Raw genomic sequence first — 19,531 nt, 5'->3', positions numbered from 1 at the left:
CACTATGTACATCGGAATTGATCTCGGAACATCGGGTGTTAAAGCGATTTTGCTTGGAGAGCAAGGCGAGGTTTTGGCTTCACAGACTGAAACGCTGACGGTATCACGTCCGCATCCGTTATGGTCGGAGCAAGATCCGGATCACTGGTGGCAAGCAACAGACCGGGCAATGAAAGCCCTCGGCGAGCAGCACTCTCTTAAAGATGTGAAAGCGCTGGGGATTGCTGGGCAAATGCACGGTGCAACACTGCTCGATAACCAGCAGAACGTACTGCGCCCGGCGATTTTATGGAACGACGGCCGCTGTGGAGAAGAGTGCGCTTTGTTGGAAGCAAGCGTGCCCAACTCACGCGAAATAACGGGCAACCTCATGATGCCGGGATTCACCGCGCCCAAACTACTTTGGGTGAAACACCATGAGCCTGATGTTTTCGCGAAAATAGATAAAGTCCTGTTACCGAAGGATTATCTGCGACTGCGTATGACGGGTGTTTTTGCCAGCGATATGTCAGATGCCGCAGGTACTATGTGGCTGGATGTCGCGAAGCGAGACTGGAGCGACAGCATGCTCGATGCATGTCAGTTGAGCCGCAAGCACATGCCAGATTTATTCGAAGGCTGTGAAATTACCGGCACGTTGAAAGCTGACGTCGCTCAGGCGTGGAATATGCCTGCTGTGCAAGTCGTTGCTGGCGGTGGCGATAATGCTGCGGGTGCCGTCGGTGTCGGCATGATGGATATTGGGCAAGCGATGTTATCGCTCGGCACTTCAGGCGTTTACTTCGCGGTCAGTGATGGTTTTCGCAGTAAACCAGAAAGTGCCGTTCACAGCTTCTGCCATGCTTTACCCCATCGCTGGCATCTCATGTCGGTGATGCTTAGCGCCGCATCGTGTCTCGATTGGGCTGCTCAATTAACGGGTCTGGGTAATGTTCCGGCATTGCTGGCTGCCGCTGAAAGCGCGAATCAAGATGCAGGAGATATCTGGTTCCTGCCGTATCTGTCTGGCGAGCGCACTCCGCACAACAATCCACAGGCAAAAGGGGTTTTCTTCGGCCTGACTCACCAGCATGGGCCCGCAGAACTGGCTCGCGCCGTGCTTGAGGGCGTGGGTTATGCATTAGCCGATGGGATGGATGTCGTGCATTCCTGCGGAGTCACGCCGCAAAGTGTCACACTGATTGGCGGCGGCGCACGTAGCCCGTACTGGCGGCAAATGCTGGCAGATATCAGTGGGCAAACGCTGGATTATCGTACGGGAGGGGATGTAGGCCCAGCTCTTGGTGCGGCTCGCCTGGCGCAAATCGCGATGTCGCCGGATAAACCGCTGCAAGCGTTGTTACCGCAGTTATCGCTTGAGCAACAACACAAACCAGACATGGCGCGGCATGAGCACTATAAAACGCGTCGTAAAGTGTTTAACCAGATTTATCAGCAGTTGTTGCCACTGATGTCGTGAAGGGAGTTGGGCTTTGAATAGCTCGCTCTGGCGAATCGGCAGAGCGAGCTACCTGTTAGGACAATAAAGTGAAGGCAATCATCCCGACAACCGCACCAGTGGTGCCGAGAATAGTTTCCATCATGGTCCAGGTTTTCAGGGTTTGCCCTTCGGTGGCGCCGGTAAACTTACCGAAAAGCCAGAAACCGGCGTCATTGACGTGACTCACAACGATAGAACCGCCTGCGATACAAATCGACAATGCTGCCATTTGCGCACCGCTATAGTTGAGCTGTTCAATAACAGGCATCACCAGGCCAACTGCGGTCAAACAGGCAACGGTTGCAGAACCCTGGATGATACGCACCGCGGCCGCCAGCACGAAGCAGGTCAACGCAATCGGCAAACCCAGGCCTGTCAGCGCTTCGCCCAATGCCGGGCCTACGCCTGAATCCACCAGCACTTGTTTGAATACGCCACCCGCACCGATAACCAGCAGGATGATGCCCGCCGGTTGCAGCGCGTGGCCACAGATCTCCATAACCTTCTCTTTCGCCATACCCTGGCGATACGCCAGACCGTAAATCGCCACCAGGCAGGCAACCAGAATCGCGGTGAACGGGTGGCCGATAAACTCAAGCCATTCGTACAACGTGGAGCCCTGCTCGACGAAACGCGCAGCGATGGTTTTCATACCAACCAACACCAGCGGCAGCAGGATCAGCGAAAGACTGAAACCGAACGATGGTAGTTTGCCTTCGCCCAGGTGCGGCTCGGTGATGTCGTCAGGAATGTGCAGCTCGACGTATTTGCTGATGAAGTTACCAAATAGCGGCCCCGCAATGATCATGCTCGGGATCGCAGCACACAGGCCCAGCAGGATCATCCAGCCAAAATCGGCGTGCATCTGAGAGGCCAGCAGCATTGGCGCAGGCCCAGGCAGCAGAAATGCCGCCGCCGCTGCAACGCCTGCAAACAGAGGAATAACCAGTTTAACGAGGTTGGTGCCGGTGTGGCGCGCCATAGAAAAGGCCACGCTAATAAGCAGCACAATAGCGACTTCGAAGAACAGCGGCAGCGCACAAATCAGGCCTGCCAGGCCAATCGCATAGTGAGCGCGACTGTGGCCGAAAGACTTCAGCATTTTGACCGCAATCTGGTCTACCGCGCCGGTTTCATGAAGGATCTTACCAAACATCGCGCCGAGCGCGACCACGATAGCCAGAAAGCCAAGCGTTCCGCCCATCCCTTTTTCCATGGTTGCCGCGATTTTATCGAGCGGCATCCCGGAAAATATCCCTGCACCAATGGAAACCACCATCAAAGCAACGAAGGCGTGCATCCGCGCCTTCATCACTAAAAATAACAGCAGTAAAACTGAACCTACTGCTGTTAAAACAAGCGTTAATGTACTCACTACACCCGGCCTTTATTAATCACATCAATAGTGCTGGCCACGACACCTTCAAGAGGTTGGTCGATATCCACCACCATCACATCAGTTTCATCAGACTGAGGTTCTTGCAACGTTTCAAACTGAGTCACCAGCATCTGCGTTTTGAAGAAGTGACCTTTACGCGCTTTCAGGCGGTTTTCAATCACCTCGAAATCGCCTTTCATGTAGATGAAGGAGAGATTTGGATTACCGTCGCGTAATTGGTCGCGATAGACTTTTTTCAGCGCAGAGCAAACTATCAGGGAGACTTTGTTGGTGCGCTGCATGGCGAAAGCCGCATCGTTTAATGCTTGCAGCCACGGCTTGCGATCTTCATCGTTGAGTGGCTCACCAGACGCCATTTTCATGATGTTGCAACGTGGATGCAGGAAGTCACCGTCAAGGAATGCCGCGTTGAGTTGGTGTGCAACTTCACTAGCAACAGCAGATTTACCGCTGCCAGAGACGCCCATCAGGACGTAAATGTGGTGGTCATGGTTGGTAGTACTCATAGCGTAGCTCCGACTGGCGCAGTAGATTGTTACGGGTAACTGTTATCGGTAACATTGTCAGGAGAGCATTCGCAATAAGCAATAACCATTCACTTAAAAAGTGAATAAGTGTGAACTAAATCAAAAAATATGGCGTAAATAATCTGAGTTGCAGCCGATGTGCCTGCAACTTGACGACGCGGCGTTAAATTGAGCCACCAGGCGACAACGTAAAGCCTAAATCTAACATCTGCGGCGTGACCGTTTCGCCACGAATTCTCGCCAGCAATCGCTCAGCACCAATGCGCCCCATACGTTCACGCGGTGTTAACACGCTGGCAAGACGCGGTTCCATGACCTGGCCAATATCGTGACCGTGGAAACCAGCAATCGCCATATCTTTTGGAATACTCAGACCCTGGCGTTGGCATTCAAATGCCGCGCCGATGGCTAAGTCATCGTTAGTACAGAAGATACTGTCGAGCTGCGGATATTCACGACGCGCCTGGCGGAACAATTCGATACCGGTGGAATATGAAGAAGATTGTTCGACCATCACACTGTATGGCACAAGCCCTGCGTCATGCATTGCTTGCTCGTACCCTTTTTTCTTGATGACGGTACGCTCATCCAGACGAGCGCCGAGATAAGCGACGTGGTGGTGACCGCGAGCAATAATCGCCGCTGTCATCTGGCGTGCCGCTTCGAAGTTATCAAACCCAACGGCGATATCGAGACAAGGGGAAATGCTGTCCATCAATTCCACGACCGGAATACCCGCCACTTCGATCATTTTCAAAGTGCGCGGAGTATGCGTACGTTCAGTGAGGATCAGCCCGTCGATATTCCAGGAAAGCATCGACTCCAGACGCTCTTCTTCTAACTCCGGTTTATAACCGTAGTGCGCGAGCATGGTCTGATAACCGTAAGCATCAATAACGTTTTCAATACCCCGCAGCACTTCAGCAAAAACCTGGTTGGTCAGCGAGGGCAATAACACGCCGATTGCGCGGCTTGTTGAGTTTGAAAGGATGTCAGGTGCGCGGTTTGGAATGTAGCCAAGTTCATCAAGGGCTGCGGCAATTTTCACCTGTAACGCGGCTGAAACCTGATCAGGGTTACGTAAAAAGCGACTGACCGTCATTTTGGTTATTCCAACGCGGTCTGCAACGTCCTGTAATACCGGTCTTTTCTTTTTCATTGTCCTGCTGTGCGGGTTGGCTATCGACAACGAAGTTTAGCACGGACAAGGCACATCCTTCCCCTTAAAAGGAGAAGGATGTGACGGGTAACGATTAGACTGGCGGCAAATCAAACAACAGAATTTCGCTTTCGCTGTTTGCATGAACAGATATGGCTTGTTCATCCCACACAGCAATGGCATCGCTGGTTTTCGCCTGAGTGCCATTGATAGACACATCGCCTTTCACGACCTGAATCCAGATGCGGCGATCTGCCGGAATCTGATAAACAGACTGTTCGTCTTTTGCCAGAGCCCAACGGGACAATTCCATATCCTGGTTCACTTTCAACGAACCGTCACGCGCATCGGGTGACAGCACCAGTTGGCGACCTTGTGGCGCATCAAAACGGCGCTGATCGTAACGCGGCGTGATGCCTGTTTTTTCCGGCATGATCCAGATTTGGTACAAACGCAGACGCTCGGTTTTACTTGGGTTGTACTCGGAATGAGTAATCCCGGTACCAGCGCTCATAATCTGGAATTCGCCCGCTGGAACTTTTTCTTCGTTACCCATGCTGTCCCGATGCGCCACCGCACCTTCCAGCACATAGGTCAGGATTTCCATGTCTTTGTGTGGGTGAGTACCAAAACCTTCACCCGCTTCCACCACGTCTTCGTTAATCACACGTAACGCCGAGAAACCCATGAAATTGGCATCGTAATAGTTGGCAAATGAGAAGGTATGCCAGCTGTCTAACCAACCATGATTCGCGTGACCACGTTCTTCAGCTTTTCTTAAGTAGATCATCTTCATTTCTCCGCAATTCGTTTGATGGGCTAAGTGTGGACCCGAATCGGAAATGATCATAGTGGGTGAAAATTGACGCCTCTGTTCAAAAAAAGTGAACGAGTACGAGGCGTCTGATGAGGGCTATGCGAGGGTCACGACAGAAGGAGAAGGCTGTTCAAAGCCGCGTTCGAGGATCTCAAGATTGGTCAATGCTTCAATTTCTCTGACGTAATTAGGTTCCCCATGAACAATGGTTTCATACAGCGCGTCGTACACACGCCCGTAGTCACCCTGCTCCGGTTTTATCTCTTCGCGCACGGTTTCGCCCGCGTCATTGACATATTCCAGCACACCGACGCTGCTGTCTGCCGCAAAACCCGGTTCGCCCGGCATGATATACGCCTTCAGGCTGGTTTCTTGTTGGTCGATACCGTATTTCACGTACGAGCCTTTGGTGCCGTGAACCTGGAATTTCGGGTAATCGATTTTCACCAGATGGCTCGTTTTCACGATGGCTTTCATGTCGCCATAGAAAAGCTGTGCTTCAAAGGTATCGTCTGGATTGGCTTTGTTGCGCACGCTACGAATGTCATAGGCGACTTTATCCGGGCGACCGAATAGAGAGATGATTTGGTCCATGGTATGCACGCCAAGGCCATAAAATGCACCGTCCGCAGGCTGGCCTGGGTTGGTTGGGGCTTCCGGGCGATACATATCAAAGTGGCTTTCGATTTCGACAATCTCACCCAACTTGCCGCTTTCGATGGCTTTTTTCATCGTCAGGAAGCAGGAGTCAAAACGGCGATTCTGATACGGCGTAACGGTCAGCCCTTTGGATTTAGCCAGTTCATACAGCTGTTTAGCTTCGGCAAGTGTCGGGGTAAAGGGTTTTTCCACCAACACGTTTTTACCCGCTTCCAGCGCACGTTTTGCGTATTCGAAATGGCTATCCTGATGTGTACAAACCACCACCAGCTTGACCTGCGGGTCGTTCAATATGTCATCGAGCTGGCTGGTGAAATGAATGTGGCTGTATTGCGGTTGCTGCTCGATTTCCGGTTTTTCGTGACGTCGGAAAATGTGCGCGACGTGGATTTTATCTTTACGAACCAGAACGTAAGGGAGGTGATAGCGGGTGGTGCTTTTGCCAAAACCTATAAAAGCGCAGTGTAGGGTCATTGCTTCATCCTTTTGACTTTGAATTGCAATTACCCTACTCGATTCAGTGGCGGATGGCTTGATTTTTTGGTGGATGCCAGGGGCCTATATTCCCATTTTAGCCAAAGTAGTTGGAGCTGTAGCAAGGCGGCAAAGGAACGAATCCCAATGAGCTTACTTATGTAAGTGATTTGGGTGAGAGAGTGCAGCCAAAGCAGCTACAGCTTCAAATACGAAGGATAAAAAAAAGCCAGCGCAAGGCTGGCTAAAGTAATACTGGAAGCAATGTGAGCAATGTCGTGCTTTCAGGTTGTCTCCGTAGGGGTCTCCCCTGAACGCATGGCAATAATAATCATTATCATTCGCACTTGTCTACTGTTTTTTAGAAAAACATAGCAGTTGACGAAAACTAAAAAGTCAATAATGTTGAAAGGGTTACCTAACCATTTGAGGAGAAAAGGAATGAGCGAGGTCGTAGTGCGTCACGCGGAAATCAACGATGCGCAAGCATTGCAGCAAATTTATGCCCAACCGGCGCTGTACCGCGACACACTGCATATTCCTCATCCAGCGCTTGCACTTTTCACCGAGCGTGTGACCGAACTAAAACCCGGTAGTCGCAACCTTGTGGCGTGCATAGACGAAAAAGTTGTAGGGCAACTGATGCTAACAGTGGAACAAAACCCACGCCGCAGCCATGTGGCAACTTTTGGCATAGGCGTAGACAGCAATTATCAGGGAAGAGGCGTGGCGACAGCATTACTGGCCGCAATGACAGACCTGTGCGATAACTGGCTACGCATCGAACGTATTGAGCTGACGGTGTTTGTTGATAACAAACCCGGCGTTGCGGTTTACCGCAAATTCGGGTTTGAGATTGAAGGCACCGGCAAAAACTATGCACTACGCGACGGGCAGTATGTGGATGCCTATTTTATGGCGCGGTTTAAGCCAGCTGCGAAGTAACAGCATCAGGGGAGATCACCTCCCCTGATTGTTATTTATTTTTTTACCAGTACCGCCTGACTGCTGTAGTTTTTCGGGAAATACTGCTGCAAGTCTTTAATTTTCGGTAAATCGTTAATCACAATGTACGGGTAATCAGGATTATCGTTTAAGAAGTTTTGATGGTAAGCCTCCGCCGGATAGAAATGCCCGTTACTTTCTACTTTCGTCACGACAGGTTTGTCGTAACTGTGGCTGCCATTCAGTTGGGCGATATACGCTTTTGCCACTTCAGCCTGCTCTGAATTCAACGGAAATACGGCAGAACGATACTGAGTGCCCGTATCCGGACCTTGCCTGTTTAACTCGGTTGGGTTGTGCCCCACCGAAAAGAAGATATGCAGCAGTTCACCATAAGTGACCTGCGTCGGGTCGTAGGTGACCTGCACGGTTTCCGCGTGTCCCGTATCGCCGCCGCTCACTTGTTCATAACTCGCGGTCTTAGCATCACCACCGGCATAACCCGATACCGCATTAGTCACACCTTTAACGTGCTGGAAGACCCCCTGGATTCCCCAGAAGCAGCCGCCAGAAAATAGCGCGGTTTCACTGTGCACCGTGCCTGGCGCTTCGTCACGAACAGGCGCAGGGATAACCACTGCGGACTCCGCCCCACCCCACGACCAGGCATTGGTCTGAAAGACAAAGGCAGATGCCACGATCAGGCCTGCAATCAGGCTGTAATGACGAACGCTTTTTCGAGTCGTTTTCAAAGGAAGCTCACTTATCGTTTATATCTGGCTCAAGTCGCTTTCGGGGTGAATGTCATCGCAAGGCCATTCATGCAGTAACGCAGGCCTGTGGGTTTCGGTCCGTCGTCGAATACATGCCCGAGATGTCCGCCGCAGCGGCGGCAGTGCACTTCGTCGCGTACCATGCCAAACGTTGTATCCCGGCTAGTGAGTGCAGCATTAGGTAGCGGCTGCCAGAAACTCGGCCAGCCGGTATAGCTGTTGAATTTCGTCTCTGACGAAAATAGCGGGAGCTTGCAGCCCGCGCAGGCAAATTCCCCAGGACGATGTTCGTCATTCAACGGACTGGAATAAGGAGGTTCAGTCCCAGCTTCACGCAAAATATAATATTGCGCGTCGCTCAACCGCAGATGCCATTGTTCGTCGCTCAGGGTGACTTCGAATTTTTCGGCTTGTGCCTGAGCAATCGCTTTACGGGGAAACAGTGATGGCAGTAGCCCCATTAGCGCCACACCAGAAACTATGCCGCTACCCAGCAGGAAATTACGTCTGTTGATCATTATTGTTTTACCTCTGCCCGCTTTTGGTAAAACCAGACTACAAAACAACAGGTCACCGAATCCTCTCGGAAAGTTAACTTTTTTGTTACAACCAGGAAGGGCATTGAGCGCCCTCACCCCGACGCTCTCCCACAGGAGAGGGAGAAAACCGGCTAGGGTGAGGGGAAAACCAGTCAGTCCCCTCTCCCTTGAGGGAGAGGGTTAGGGTGAGGGGAAAAACTCAATAACCTGCGGTCAGATCATCCACAGAACGAGGGTCGGAAGCACCATACAGCGTGCCATCTGGCCCCACCATAATGCTCTGCGTACTGCCCATCGCTTCTTTCACTTCGACTTTCTGCCCTTTTTCTTTCAGAAGTTTGAGCGTATCCGGGCTAAAGCCTTTTTCGACTCTCAATTCATCAGGTAACCATTGATGATGGAAGCGCGGCGCATTGGTCGCTTCGGCGACGTTCATTCCATAATCGATCGTGTTCATCACCATTTGCAGCACAGTTGTAATGATTCGACTGCCGCCAGGGCTACCCGTTACCAGCCAGGTTTTCCCGTCTTTCACCACGATAGTTGGCGACATTGACGACAGTGGGCGTTTATGTGGCCCAACGGCGTTGGCATCACCACCCACCAGCCCGTAAACGTTCGGTACGCCAGGTTTAGCGGAGAAGTCATCCATTTGGTTGTTCATCAGGATGCCGGTATTTCCCGCCACGATGCCAGTACCGAACACGGTATTCAGGGTGTAAGTCACCGCCACGGCATTCCCGTCTTTATCCACCACCGAGAAATGCGTGGTCTGGTTGCTTTCATACGGCGCGAGTTTACCCGGCTTAATGTCACTCGACGGGCGAGCTTTATTAATGTCTATCTGTTCAGCCAGCGATTTGGCGTAGGCTTTGTTGGTCAGCGCCTGCCACGGCACTTTGACAAAGTCAGGGTCACCGAGATATTCCGAGCGATCGGCATAGGCATATTTTTCCGCTTCAGCCGTTAGCTGCATGGCATCGGCACTGCCAAAACCATATTTACCGAGATCGAAGTTTTCCAGAATATTGAGAATTTCCACAATGTGGATACCGCCTGAAGACGGTGGTGGCATGGAGAAAATCTCGTAACCACGGTAATCACCGCTAATTGGCGTACGCTCAACCGCTTTGTAATTCTGTAGATCAACCTTGCTAATCAGGCCGCCGTTTTTTGCCATTTCTTCGGCAATCTGGTCAGCAATCGCCCCTTTATAGAATGCATCAGGGCCGTTTTCAGCAATCATTTCGAGGCTTTTGGCGAGGTTGGTCTGCACCAGTTTGTCGCCCTTTTGCAGGGGTTCACCGTCTGCTTTCCAGAAAATAGCCTTGCTGTTGGGGTGATTAGGGATAACTTCCGCGCCGTAGACCTTCAGATCTTCGGCCAGCGCATCGTTCACGGTAAAACCGTCCTGCGCCAGCTTGATCGCTGGTTGGATAACCTTGTTCAGCGGCAGCGTGCCATATTTTTCCAGCGCCATGGAGAAGCCCGCCACGGTGCCCGGTGTGCCAGACGCAAGGTGAGAAGTCAGGGATTTTTTGCTGTCAGCGTTGCCCTGGGCATCAAGGAACATATCGCGCGAGGCTTTTTCTGGTGCCATTTCGCGGAAATCAATGGCCGTCGTTTTACCGTCTTTAGTACGCAACATCATGAAACCGCCACCGCCGATATTCCCCGCCTGCGGATGGGTAACCGCCAGCGCAAAACCGACCGCAACGGCCGCATCGACGGCATTCCCACCTTGTTTCAGAATATCGACTCCGACCTGCGTAGCCAGCGAGTCTTGTGAGGCAACCATTCCATTTTGTGCTTGCACCGGATGATGGACATCCGCTTCCACACCGTAGGATACAGGCGCAGGTGCCGCACCAACGGATAAGCACAGGCCGATTACCAGAGCCGGAATCGCCATCCAGCGTATTGTTTTCCACTGCTTCATCGTTATTTTCTCCATGATTTTCAGGGGTCAATCCCCTAAATAGCCTGGTTCATAAATCCGAAATAATCTTCGTAACCATGGAAAACGATTAAACTTAGTAGATCCCCCAAATGGAGGAAGTGACGATCATGAAAAAAATAATACTACTGGCGGCATTGCTGCCATTGACCTGTTTGGCACAGCCGATTAATACCCTGAATAATCCAAATCAGCCGGATTATCGGAATCCAAGTCAGCAACGGATGCAGCAGCAAATGCAAACACAGCAGACTCAGCAAAAAGGGATGTTAAATCAGCAGTTACAAACACAAACGCGTGTACAGCAACAGCATCTTGAAGCGCAGATAAATAACAATTCGCAGCAGGAAGTTTTTAAGGTAAAAAAAAATTTCCCTAATGAGCTCGATGTTGGGACTCAGCAGGTTTTGCCTAATAACAATGGTGGAATGTTAAGTGGTGGTAGTGGTAGCACAAGCGGCAGTCAGGATCACATGCTGCAACCGAAAACCAATGGCAGCATGTTGAACCCGCACGCTAATTCGGTGCCGCTTCAGCCGAGTATTCCGTTGAAAACGATTGGACCGTGAAAATATTCCCCTCACCCTAACCCTCTCCCCACAGGGGCGAGGGGACTGCCTTTTCTCCCTCTCCTGTGGGAGAGGGTTGGGGTGAGGGCAAGCGGATTACAGATTAAAACCGGGGCCGATTTGGTCGATACGGTCGGTACAGATGGTATCCACTCCCCAGCGCAGCAGCGTTGCTGCTCGTTGGGGAACATTCACGGTATAAACCAGAATATGTAATCCCGCCGCTTTGAGCTCTTGCACGCGCGCTTCATCCAGCAATTTATGATTCAAGTGAATGGAAACACAGCCCAGACGGTTCGTCAGCTCACGCCAGTCATCACGCCAGTCATCGAGCAATAATCCACGCGGTAATTGTGGAACGGCAAGCTGTGCCGCTTCCAGCGCTTCGATAGAAAACGACGATAACAACGGTGCCGTTTGCCCCTGCCATAATTCAAGGGCTGCCAGCGCAATAGCCTTTCCTGTTTCTGCGTCGGTGCCGGTAGTCGGTTTGATTTCAATGTTTGCCATCATCGCGTGTTGTTTACAACGCGCCGCGACTTGCGAAAGCAGGGGTAATGGCTCACCGGCAAACTCACCGCTAAACCAACCTCCGGCGTCGACGTTCAGCAATTTATCCCACGGTAAATCGCCCGCAACTCCCCAGCCGTTACTGGTGCGCTCCAGAGTGTCGTCATGCAGCAGGAAAATTTGCCCATCTTGTGAAAGCTTGGCGTCGAACTCAATCATGGTGTGGCCGTAACGCGCACCGACATCAATCGCCGCCAGAGTATTTTCCGGTGCCAGTTTGCCACCGCCGCGATGCGCAGCGATTTTTGGGTAAGGCCAGTGACTCATAAACGTTGTCCATTTTCTTTATCAAAGAAATGCAGATGATTTTCAGGCAGATGCAGCCACAATGTGCTGCCAGGTTGGGGACGATTTTGATGCGCCAGGCGCACCACCATTTTTTGCTCGCCCCAACGCCCATGCACCAGATTATCTGCACCCAGCATCTCTAGCGTGTCCACCATAAACGGCACACCGCCTGCGGCTTGTGAGCTTAGCGCAATATGTTCCGGCCGGATACCCAGCGTCACCGCCCGGCCCTGATACGAATTTTGCGTACTTCCCAAAGGTAATGCCATCCCGCCTGCAAGCTCAAAACGCGTGCCGTCAGCGCTGATACTCCCTTCAAGCAAGTTCATGGCTGGCGAGCCGATAAAGCTCGCCACAAAACGAGTGGCCGGACGTTCGTAAACTTCTACAGGTGTACCGATTTGCTCAGCGACACCTTTGTTCATCACCATCACACGCTGCGCCAGCGTCATTGCTTCTACCTGATCGTGGGTGACGTACAAGCTGGTCGTTTTCAGGCGGCGATGTAATTGCTGTAATTCGAGGCGCATTTGTACGCGAAGCTTGGCATCGAGGTTTGATAACGGTTCATCGAACAAGAACACCGCCGGGTCACGCACGATGGCGCGCCCCATTGCCACACGCTGGCGTTGGCCACCGGAAAGCTCGCGTGGGCGACGTTTGAGTAAACCATCAAGCTCCAGAATACGTGCCGCTTCCACCACTTTCTGCTGAATATGCGCTTTGCCCATACCGCGGATTTTCAGCCCCCACGCCATGTTTTCTTCCACGCTCATGTGCGGATAAAGTGCGTAGTTCTGAAATACCATCGCGATGCCGCGCTCTTTCGGTTCCATTTCAGTGACACGCTGCCTGTCAATCCAGATATCGCCACTGGTGACGCGTTCAAGCCCGGCCACCATACGCAGCAATGTAGATTTACCGCAGCCAGAAGGCCCGACCATCACGATAAACTCACCGTCTGCAACATCCAGCGTCAGCGGTTGAATCACCTGGGTTTTGTTGTCCCAACTCTTGCTTACTGCCTGTAATTTTAATCCTGCCATGGGTTATTTCTCACTTCTCACTGTCGACCAGGCCACGCACGAACGCGCGTTGCATGGCTAAAACGATAATTACCGGGGGAATCAGAGTCAGTAACATGGCTGCCATCACCTGGTTCCACTGAGTCGTGCCCTCACCGGAAGACATCATGCCTTTGATACCCGCCACGGCGGTGCCAAGGTTGACGTCGCTGATAATCAGCAACGGCCACAGATACTGGTTCCAGCCGTAGATAAAGGTGATGACGAATAGCGCCGCCAGATTGGTTTTAGACAGCGGCAGCACGATGTCGCGGAAAAAGCGCATAGGTGATGCGCCGTCGATACGTGCGGCTTCCATCAATTCGTCGGGAAGCGTCATGAAGAACTGGCGGAACAAGAAGGTCGCGGTTGCCGACGCCATTAACGGCAACGTCAGGCCGGTGTAGCTATCAAGCATGTTGAGATTTGCGATAACCTCAACCGTCGGGAAAATACGCACCTCAACTGGCAGCATCAGGGTGATAAATATCATCCAGAAGAACAGGTTACGCAGCGGAAAACGAAACCAGACAATGGCAAAGGCAGACAGCATGGAGACGGTGATTTTGCCAACGGTAATCACCAACGCCATCACAAAGCTATTGAGCAACATCAGACCAAACGGCGCGCTGTTCGCCCCCACGCCATGCACCCAAATCCAGGTCATATTTTCCAGCAGATGCGAGCCTGGGATCAGCGTCATTGGCGTCTGAAATACAGCTTTGTTATCCAGCGTAGCCGCGACAAACGCGACATACAGCGGGAACAAAATCACGATGATGCCCAGAATGAGCATGGTGTGGCTGAAGATTGTCAGCCCACGGCGATTCTCAATCATTGGTAGCGCACCTTACGTTCCACAAACCGGAACTGAATGACCGTCAGGATGATGACCAGGAACATCAGCACCACGGATTGCGCCGCTGATGCCGAGAGATCGAGCCCGGCAAAACCTTCGCGATAAATTTTGTAGATAAGCGTGGTGGTCGCCTGAACCGGGCCACCGCCTGTTGCGGCGTCGATAACCGGAAAAGTATCGAAAAAGGCGTAGACCAGATTGACCACCAGCAGGAAGAAACTCACCGGCGCAATGAGCGGTAGCGACAGCTTGAAGAAACGGCGCACAGGCCCGGCTCCGTCGATAGACGCGGCTTCGATTAATGAACGCGGAATGGACTGAAGGGCGGCGAAGAAGAACAGGAAGTTGTAGCTGATTTGCTTCCACACCGAGGCGAATACGACAAGGAACATCGCCTGGCCGCTGTTTTGCGCATGGTTCCAGTGATACCCAAACTGTTCCAGTACGTGGGTTATCAGCCCGCGACCAGGGTTAAACAGAAAGATCCACAACACGGCGGCAATCGCCGGTGCCACCGCATAAGGCAGCAGCATTAACGTTTGATAAATACGGCTACCGCGCACCACATAATCCGTGAGGGCGGCGAAAAAGAGCGACACCAGCAGACCGCTACCCGCTACTAATCCACTGAAAATTAAGGTGGTGTAGAAAGAGTCGAGGTAGTAGCTGTCGTGGAAAAGCTGTTTGAAGTTATCCAGACCCACAAAGGTGCTCGAAAGACCAAACGGATCGACATTTTGCAGCGAATACCACAGTGCTTCGCCCGCAGGCCAAATGAAGAAAATAATGGTGATAATCAGTTGCGGAAGTACTAGCGCATAGGGGAGCCAGCCGGAACGGAATACGGGTCGAGAAGATGACATAGTGTTGCTCTTAATATGTGGCATTGGTCGCCCTCACCCCGGCCCTCTCCCCCAGGAGAGGGGGAAAACCGGACAGTCCCCTCTCCCTCACCTGAAGGAGAAGCCGGACAGTCCCCTCTCCCTCGCCTGAAGGAGAAGTCGGACAGTCCCCTCTCCCTCAGGGAGAGGGTTAGGGTGAGGGTTGTGTACTAAGACTTAGTCGACTGCTCAAAGCGGCGCAGCAACTGATTGCCACGCTCAACCGCTGAATCCAGAGCCTGCTGTGGGGTCTTTTTACCCGTCCACACCGATTCCAGCTCCTCATCCACAATGGTACGAATCTGCGGCATGTTACCCAGACGCAAACCTTTGGTGAATGGCAACGGTGGCTTGTTCAGCATCTGGCGCGTTGCAATATCCGCACCCGGGTTTTTCTCGTAGAAACCTTGCTCGCGCGTCAGGTCATACGCCGCTTTCGTGATTGGCAGATAACCGGTTTTCTGGTGCCATTCCGCAGCGATTTCTGGCTGGGTAAGGAACTGCATAAACTCAGCAACGCCTTTGTAGGTCGCAGCGTCTTTACCCTGCATCACCCACAGACTTGCCCCACCAATGATGGCGTTTTGCGGTGCATTCGGGATGGAGGAATCGTAAGGCATCATGCCCACGCCGTAGTTGAACTTAGCGTACTGACGGATATCAGCCAGCGAGCCAGAAGAGGCGGTCGTGATCGCGCAATCCCCGTTGTAGAACTTCTCGGTGGATTCGTCTTTGCGACCAAAATAGCTGAAATCACCTTTCTTATTCAGCTCTTCCAGCAGGGCGATGTGTTTCACCTGCTCAGGTTTGTTGAACTCCAGAACCGCATCGGTGCCATCGAAGCCGTTGTTTTTCGTGGCAACCGGCAGGCCGTTCCAGGCGCTGAAGTTTTCAATCTGAATCCAACCCTGCCAGCCGCTTGCGTAGCCGCATTTCATGCCCGCTGCTTTAAGTTTGGCGGTGTACTCAGCCAAATCCTGCCAGGTTTTTGGTGGCTGATCCGGGTTCAACCCGGCTTTCTTAAAGGCGTCTTTGTTGTAATACAGAACCGGTGTGGAGCTGTTAAACGGCTGGGAGAGCAAATGCCCGGTTTTTGAATCGGTGTAGTAACCGGAAACCGTCGGGACAAACTGGGATTCGTCGAATTTAATGCCTGCATCACTGAAGACTTCATACACCGGCTTGATCGCTTTCGAGGCCATCATCGTCGCCGTACCCACTTCATAAACTTGCAGAATTGCCGGGGCGTTACCCGAGCGGAAAGCCGCAATCCCTGCAGCCAGGTTTTGTTCGTAGTTGCCCTTATAAACCGGGACAATTTTGTAGTCAGGATGTGTCTGGTTAAAGCGTTGTGCTAAAGAATCCACTTCTTTACCCAGTTCACCTTCCATCGAATGCCAGAAAGGAATCGAAGTGGCGGCGATGGCATTGCTGCTAAGTATGCATCCCAGCGCAAGGTAAAGTGCTGTACGTCGTAACGATGCAGTCATGTCTTATCTCTCTAGTTATGGGGCATTTAAGCTGCGCGAAAACACGCGTTTTTGTTCGCACCAAAACATGACATGCGCGTATGACAGAAAAATAACTGTTGGGTTACGGAATTGTTACGCAGACATGAAGGGAAATTGACAATGGAGAGGGAATAAAACGGTTTTGCACTGACCGCCTTCATGATGAAGGCGGTATTTTATTTATTAACAATCAAAGTGAAGCGCGTTTGTAGGATGTGTAATTGGCTTTCCAGTATGTTTTTTCGATGCTATTGAGCAATTCCTCTTCACTCATCATCGGTGCCACACCTTCTTGCTGCGCCATGCGAGCGACCTCAAGCGCAATTGCCATGGAAATCTCTTCAATACTTTCGACTGGAGGCAGTAACCCGCCCTTTCCGGTGTTGGCCAGTGGTGAATGCGCCGCCAGCGTCTTACTGGCCACGGACAGCATGCCATCGGTGACCCGAGAGGCTTTTACAGCCAGTATCCCAAGCCCTAATCCTGGGAAGATATAGGCATTGTTACACTGCGCAATTTCATGCTCTTGCCCCAGACAGGAAACCGGTGCAAACGGGCTGCCCGTCGCAACCAACGCTTGTCCCTGTGTCCACTCGAGAAGATCCTTGGGCTGAGCTTCAGCACGGGAGGTCGGGTTGGAGAGCGGCATAATGATGGGACGTGGGCAATGCTGATGCATTTCCTTGACGATCTCTTCGCTAAATAAGCCAGGCTGCCCGGATACGCCAATCATCACCGTCGGATGGGCATTACGCACCACATCTTTCAGTGAGATATTGGCCGTCTCTACATCCCAGTGGCTAATCGCGTCCCTTGCCGTAACCAGTTTCTGTTGGAAATCGAGAAGATTAGGCATCTCGTCGGTCAGCAGACCAAAACGGTCAACCATAAAGATATTATTGCGCGCCTGGCTTTCAGACAGACCATCCTCCATCATCAGCGTGATAATTTTCTCAGCAATACCACACCCTGCCGAACCACCGCCCAGGAAGACCACACGTTGATCGCGCAGGCGTCCTCCCGCCGTTTTAACCGCAGCAATAAGCGTTCCGGCAGTCACCGCTGCGGTTCCCTGAATATCATCATTAAAGCAGCACAACGTGTCGCGGTAGCGGTTGAGCAATTTGGTAGCATTTTTCTGGGCAAAATCTTCAAATTGCAGCAGTACATTTGGCCAACGGTTCTTCACCGCTTCAACAAACATGTCCATGAACTCAATGTACTGATCGTCAGTGATGCGCGGATGGCGCCATCCCATATACAGCGGATCGTCCAGATGGCGGGTATTGTTGGTGCCAACATCCAGCATGATCGGTAATGTCGAAGCAGGATGAATACCGCCACACGCGGTATATAAAGAGAGTTTGCCGATTGGAATGCCCATCCCTCCCACGCCCTGATCACCCAGACCCAGGATGCGTTCACCATCGGTGACGACAATGACGCGAATGTCGTTACGGGAGAAACTTTGTAGCATTTCATCAATATTATGGCGGTTTGGCCAGGAGATGAATAATCCTCTACCACGGCGATAAATATCAGAGAAATGCTCGCAGGCCTCTCCTACCGTTGGCGTGTAGATAATCGGCAGAGTGTCTTTCATATGCGTGCGCAGCAGATTATAAAATAGCGTCTCGTTAGTATCTTGAATATTTCTCAAATAGATATGACGAGAAATGTCTTTCTTAAACTGGCAAAATTGATCCCAGGCACGTTCGGTCTGTTCCTGAATAGTTTCAACTTTATGGGGCAGTAAACCATGAAGATTAAAAGCCTGACGCTCGTTATCGGTAAAAGCAAGGCCTTTATTTAATAATGGATTCTCGAGCAACAGGGAACCATTATAGGGTGTATACAGTGTTTCTTTAACTAACATTTACCTGCTCCTGAATATTTATTTTTAAATGTAAATTAAATTGCTACCTGGCGATAATTAAGAAATCAAATAAATCATTATTCCTTCGGTGAAAACACCGATGGCGGTACCAATCAAAATTGATGACGAGGCAGTTTCAATATAAGCATCACTACGCAGTGCAAACATTCCCGCGGCGATAGCTGAAGGAGTGGCGCCAATGATAATCACCTGCTGCATTAAGGTATGACTCAAGCCAAAAGCCAGACCAGCAACGGCCATCAACCCAGGCTGAATGAGATTTTTAATACTAATATTCGTAAATGTCTGAACATTGAGTGCTGGGCGCTCGCCATAAAATAAAAGGCCCAGTGCGAACAGAGAAAGACCGCCTGCAATTTTACCTACCATTTCTATTGGTGCGCTAAGCAGATGCGGCAATTGCACGCCAGCCAGGCTCAGTAACACGCCAGAGATGGGGATCCAGACAATCGGGTTTTTTATCGCTTTGATAAGATTTTGCAGAACAAGCTGAACCGGGTGGATATCGTCGAGGCTATTTTCACCCTTTTTATCCCCCATACGAATCAGGATAATCGTAAGCGGTATCATAAATACGCTGGTGATTAAGTTCCCTATCAGTACACCTAAAAAGCCTTCTGGCCCGATTAATACGGCCAACACCGGGGCACCAAAATACGCCATATCAGGGAAAGCACAGACCAGCGACTGAACCGCACTGGTCTTGATATCATGGCGGAAAACGAACCGTGAGATGAGCAGCGTGATGAACCAGGTGCCCATCAAACCAATCATCAGAACCGCCATAAATGAAAAGTTCTGTATTTTTTCAGGGTCAGTATTTAATGCGCCGATAAAAAGATGAAACGGCAGAGCAAAACGGATAACAACCGTAGCTAAAACTGAGGCATCCTCGCGGCGAGTGTAGCCTAACTTCCCACTTAACCATCCGAGTAACATGATAAATACCAATGGGAACAGAGATTGTAATAGTAGTGATGGCATGGAATCTCCAGAGTGCATAATGAAACAAGTAGGGCACAATCTATTTGTCCGGGTAATTTAACGATCCCCTTTTGATAGTAGGGTGATTGAAATCACACTTGCTCTTGTTTAAATACTTTCATGGCAGCTACTTTACTTACAAATATAAATGTCGCATTGTGCTTGCCCTACTACCGCC

The 19,531-nt window shown here is 51.3% G+C and carries 18 protein-coding genes; 3 read left to right on the top strand and 15 right to left on the bottom strand.

Annotation, left to right across the window (positions count from 1 at the left end; genetic code table 11):
- The first annotated feature begins 4 nt into the window (after positions 1-4).
- Entirely contained in the window at positions 5-1,459 is a 1,455-nt protein-coding gene (xylB, locus tag BSPA111_RS16140) for a xylulokinase (protein WP_183272174.1), read from the top strand.
- Between the two features lie 55 nt (positions 1,460-1,514).
- On the opposite strand, the gene gntU is transcribed toward xylB, so the two are convergent.
- From gntU to BSPA111_RS16115, 5 genes are all read right to left on the bottom strand, one after another.
- Positions 1,515-2,855: a gluconate transporter gene (gntU, locus tag BSPA111_RS16135; RefSeq protein ID WP_183272173.1), complete on the bottom strand. Its 1,341-nt coding sequence runs from the start codon at positions 2,853-2,855 to the stop codon at positions 1,515-1,517.
- Complete coding sequence (gene gntK / locus BSPA111_RS16130; RefSeq protein ID WP_183272172.1) at positions 2,855-3,385, bottom strand: gluconokinase; 531 nt, start codon at positions 3,383-3,385, stop codon at positions 2,855-2,857. Before gntK ends, gntU begins: the two co-directional genes overlap by 1 nt.
- Positions 3,386-3,569: 184 nt before the next feature.
- Positions 3,570-4,565, bottom strand: coding sequence for a gluconate operon transcriptional repressor GntR (gntR, locus tag BSPA111_RS16125; protein ID WP_183272171.1), 996 nt, complete (start codon positions 4,563-4,565; stop codon positions 3,570-3,572).
- Between the two features lie 94 nt (positions 4,566-4,659).
- On the bottom strand, positions 4,660-5,355 hold the full coding sequence (locus BSPA111_RS16120) for a pirin family protein (protein ID WP_183272170.1): 696 nt from the start codon (positions 5,353-5,355) through the stop codon (positions 4,660-4,662).
- 123 nt (positions 5,356-5,478) lie between these two features.
- On the bottom strand, positions 5,479-6,516 hold the full coding sequence (locus BSPA111_RS16115; protein WP_183272169.1) for an oxidoreductase: 1,038 nt from the start codon (positions 6,514-6,516) through the stop codon (positions 5,479-5,481).
- A 441-nt stretch (positions 6,517-6,957) separates the two neighbouring features.
- Here BSPA111_RS16115 and yhhY point away from each other — a divergent pair, with 441 nt between their 5' ends.
- Positions 6,958-7,461 (top strand): N-acetyltransferase, encoded by a 504-nt coding sequence (gene yhhY, locus BSPA111_RS16110; protein WP_183272168.1) that lies wholly within the window; start codon positions 6,958-6,960, stop codon positions 7,459-7,461.
- A 35-nt stretch (positions 7,462-7,496) separates the two neighbouring features.
- Here the strand turns inward: yhhY and msrA are convergent, their stop codons facing one another.
- From msrA to ggt, 3 genes are all read right to left on the bottom strand, one after another.
- The gene (msrA, locus tag BSPA111_RS16105) at positions 7,497-8,213 is read right to left on the bottom strand and encodes a peptide-methionine (S)-S-oxide reductase MsrA (RefSeq protein ID WP_183272167.1); all 717 of its coding nucleotides are present in this window, start codon (positions 8,211-8,213) and stop codon (positions 7,497-7,499) included.
- Positions 8,214-8,242: 29 nt separating this feature from the next.
- Positions 8,243-8,752 carry a peptide-methionine (R)-S-oxide reductase MsrB gene (msrB, locus tag BSPA111_RS16100; RefSeq protein ID WP_183272166.1) on the bottom strand — a complete coding sequence of 170 codons (510 nt, stop codon included), beginning with the start codon at positions 8,750-8,752 and terminating at the stop codon, positions 8,243-8,245.
- Positions 8,753-8,972: 220 nt separating this feature from the next.
- A complete protein-coding gene (ggt, locus tag BSPA111_RS16095) occupies positions 8,973-10,712 on the bottom strand; it encodes a gamma-glutamyltransferase (RefSeq protein ID WP_183272165.1) in 1,740 nt (579 codons plus the stop codon).
- Positions 10,713-10,840: 128 nt separating this feature from the next.
- Between ggt and BSPA111_RS16090 the strand changes: the two genes are divergently transcribed.
- Entirely contained in the window at positions 10,841-11,299 is a 459-nt protein-coding gene (locus BSPA111_RS16090; protein ID WP_183272164.1) for a DUF2756 family protein, read from the top strand.
- 96 nt (positions 11,300-11,395) lie between these two features.
- Here the strand turns inward: BSPA111_RS16090 and ugpQ are convergent, their stop codons facing one another.
- From ugpQ to BSPA111_RS16055, 7 genes are all read right to left on the bottom strand, one after another.
- Positions 11,396-12,136: a glycerophosphodiester phosphodiesterase gene (gene ugpQ, locus BSPA111_RS16085; RefSeq protein ID WP_183272163.1), complete on the bottom strand. Its 741-nt coding sequence runs from the start codon at positions 12,134-12,136 to the stop codon at positions 11,396-11,398.
- Positions 12,133-13,203: a sn-glycerol-3-phosphate import ATP-binding protein UgpC gene (locus BSPA111_RS16080; protein WP_183272162.1), complete on the bottom strand. Its 1,071-nt coding sequence runs from the start codon at positions 13,201-13,203 to the stop codon at positions 12,133-12,135. The genes ugpQ and BSPA111_RS16080 overlap by 4 nt, the downstream gene beginning before the upstream one ends.
- Before the next feature lie 10 nt (positions 13,204-13,213).
- Positions 13,214-14,059 (bottom strand): sn-glycerol-3-phosphate ABC transporter permease UgpE, encoded by an 846-nt coding sequence (gene ugpE, locus BSPA111_RS16075; protein WP_183272161.1) that lies wholly within the window; start codon positions 14,057-14,059, stop codon positions 13,214-13,216.
- Positions 14,056-14,943, bottom strand: coding sequence for a sn-glycerol-3-phosphate ABC transporter permease UgpA (gene ugpA, locus BSPA111_RS16070; protein ID WP_183272160.1), 888 nt, complete (start codon positions 14,941-14,943; stop codon positions 14,056-14,058). Before ugpA ends, ugpE begins: the two co-directional genes overlap by 4 nt.
- A gap of 188 nt (positions 14,944-15,131) precedes the next feature.
- Positions 15,132-16,451, bottom strand: a complete 1,320-nt coding sequence (gene ugpB / locus BSPA111_RS16065; RefSeq protein WP_183272159.1) for a sn-glycerol-3-phosphate ABC transporter substrate-binding protein UgpB — start codon at positions 16,449-16,451, stop codon at positions 15,132-15,134.
- A 211-nt stretch (positions 16,452-16,662) separates the two neighbouring features.
- Positions 16,663-18,348 (bottom strand): NAD-dependent malic enzyme, encoded by a 1,686-nt coding sequence (locus BSPA111_RS16060; protein ID WP_183272158.1) that lies wholly within the window; start codon positions 18,346-18,348, stop codon positions 16,663-16,665.
- 57 nt (positions 18,349-18,405) lie between these two features.
- Complete coding sequence (locus BSPA111_RS16055) at positions 18,406-19,353, bottom strand: AEC family transporter (RefSeq protein ID WP_183272157.1); 948 nt, start codon at positions 19,351-19,353, stop codon at positions 18,406-18,408.
- Positions 19,354-19,531: the final 178 nt, after the last annotated feature.

This window comes from Buttiauxella sp. A111, assembly GCF_014189855.1.
Classification (GTDB): Bacteria; Pseudomonadota; Gammaproteobacteria; order Enterobacterales; family Enterobacteriaceae; genus Buttiauxella; species Buttiauxella selenatireducens.
The sequence above is the reverse complement of the archived record's forward strand: the minus strand, read 5'-3'. Positions and strand labels throughout refer to the sequence as shown.

Excerpts from the sequence above, each read along its gene's own strand:
- xylB (WP_183272174.1), top strand. The coding sequence starts at position 5 with ATGTACATCGGAATTGATCTCGGAACATCGGGTGTTAAAGCGATTTTG.
- gntK (WP_183272172.1), bottom strand. The coding sequence starts at position 3,385 with ATGAGTACTACCAACCATGACCACCACATTTACGTCCTGATGGGCGTC.
- gntR (WP_183272171.1), bottom strand. The coding sequence starts at position 4,565 with ATGAAAAAGAAAAGACCGGTATTACAGGACGTTGCAGACCGCGTTGGA.
- BSPA111_RS16120 (WP_183272170.1), bottom strand. The coding sequence starts at position 5,355 with ATGATCTACTTAAGAAAAGCTGAAGAACGTGGTCACGCGAATCATGGT.
- BSPA111_RS16115 (WP_183272169.1), bottom strand. The coding sequence starts at position 6,516 with ATGACCCTACACTGCGCTTTTATAGGTTTTGGCAAAAGCACCACCCGC.
- yhhY (WP_183272168.1), top strand. The coding sequence starts at position 6,958 with ATGAGCGAGGTCGTAGTGCGTCACGCGGAAATCAACGATGCGCAAGCA.
- msrB (WP_183272166.1), bottom strand. The coding sequence starts at position 8,752 with ATGATCAACAGACGTAATTTCCTGCTGGGTAGCGGCATAGTTTCTGGT.
- ggt (WP_183272165.1), bottom strand. The coding sequence starts at position 10,712 with ATGAAGCAGTGGAAAACAATACGCTGGATGGCGATTCCGGCTCTGGTA.
- BSPA111_RS16090 (WP_183272164.1), top strand. The coding sequence starts at position 10,841 with ATGAAAAAAATAATACTACTGGCGGCATTGCTGCCATTGACCTGTTTG.
- ugpQ (WP_183272163.1), bottom strand. The coding sequence starts at position 12,136 with ATGAGTCACTGGCCTTACCCAAAAATCGCTGCGCATCGCGGCGGTGGC.
- BSPA111_RS16080 (WP_183272162.1), bottom strand. The coding sequence starts at position 13,203 with ATGGCAGGATTAAAATTACAGGCAGTAAGCAAGAGTTGGGACAACAAA.
- ugpE (WP_183272161.1), bottom strand. The coding sequence starts at position 14,059 with ATGATTGAGAATCGCCGTGGGCTGACAATCTTCAGCCACACCATGCTC.
- ugpA (WP_183272160.1), bottom strand. The coding sequence starts at position 14,943 with ATGTCATCTTCTCGACCCGTATTCCGTTCCGGCTGGCTCCCCTATGCG.
- ugpB (WP_183272159.1), bottom strand. The coding sequence starts at position 16,451 with ATGACTGCATCGTTACGACGTACAGCACTTTACCTTGCGCTGGGATGC.
- BSPA111_RS16060 (WP_183272158.1), bottom strand. The coding sequence starts at position 18,348 with ATGTTAGTTAAAGAAACACTGTATACACCCTATAATGGTTCCCTGTTG.
- BSPA111_RS16055 (WP_183272157.1), bottom strand. The coding sequence starts at position 19,353 with ATGCCATCACTACTATTACAATCTCTGTTCCCATTGGTATTTATCATG.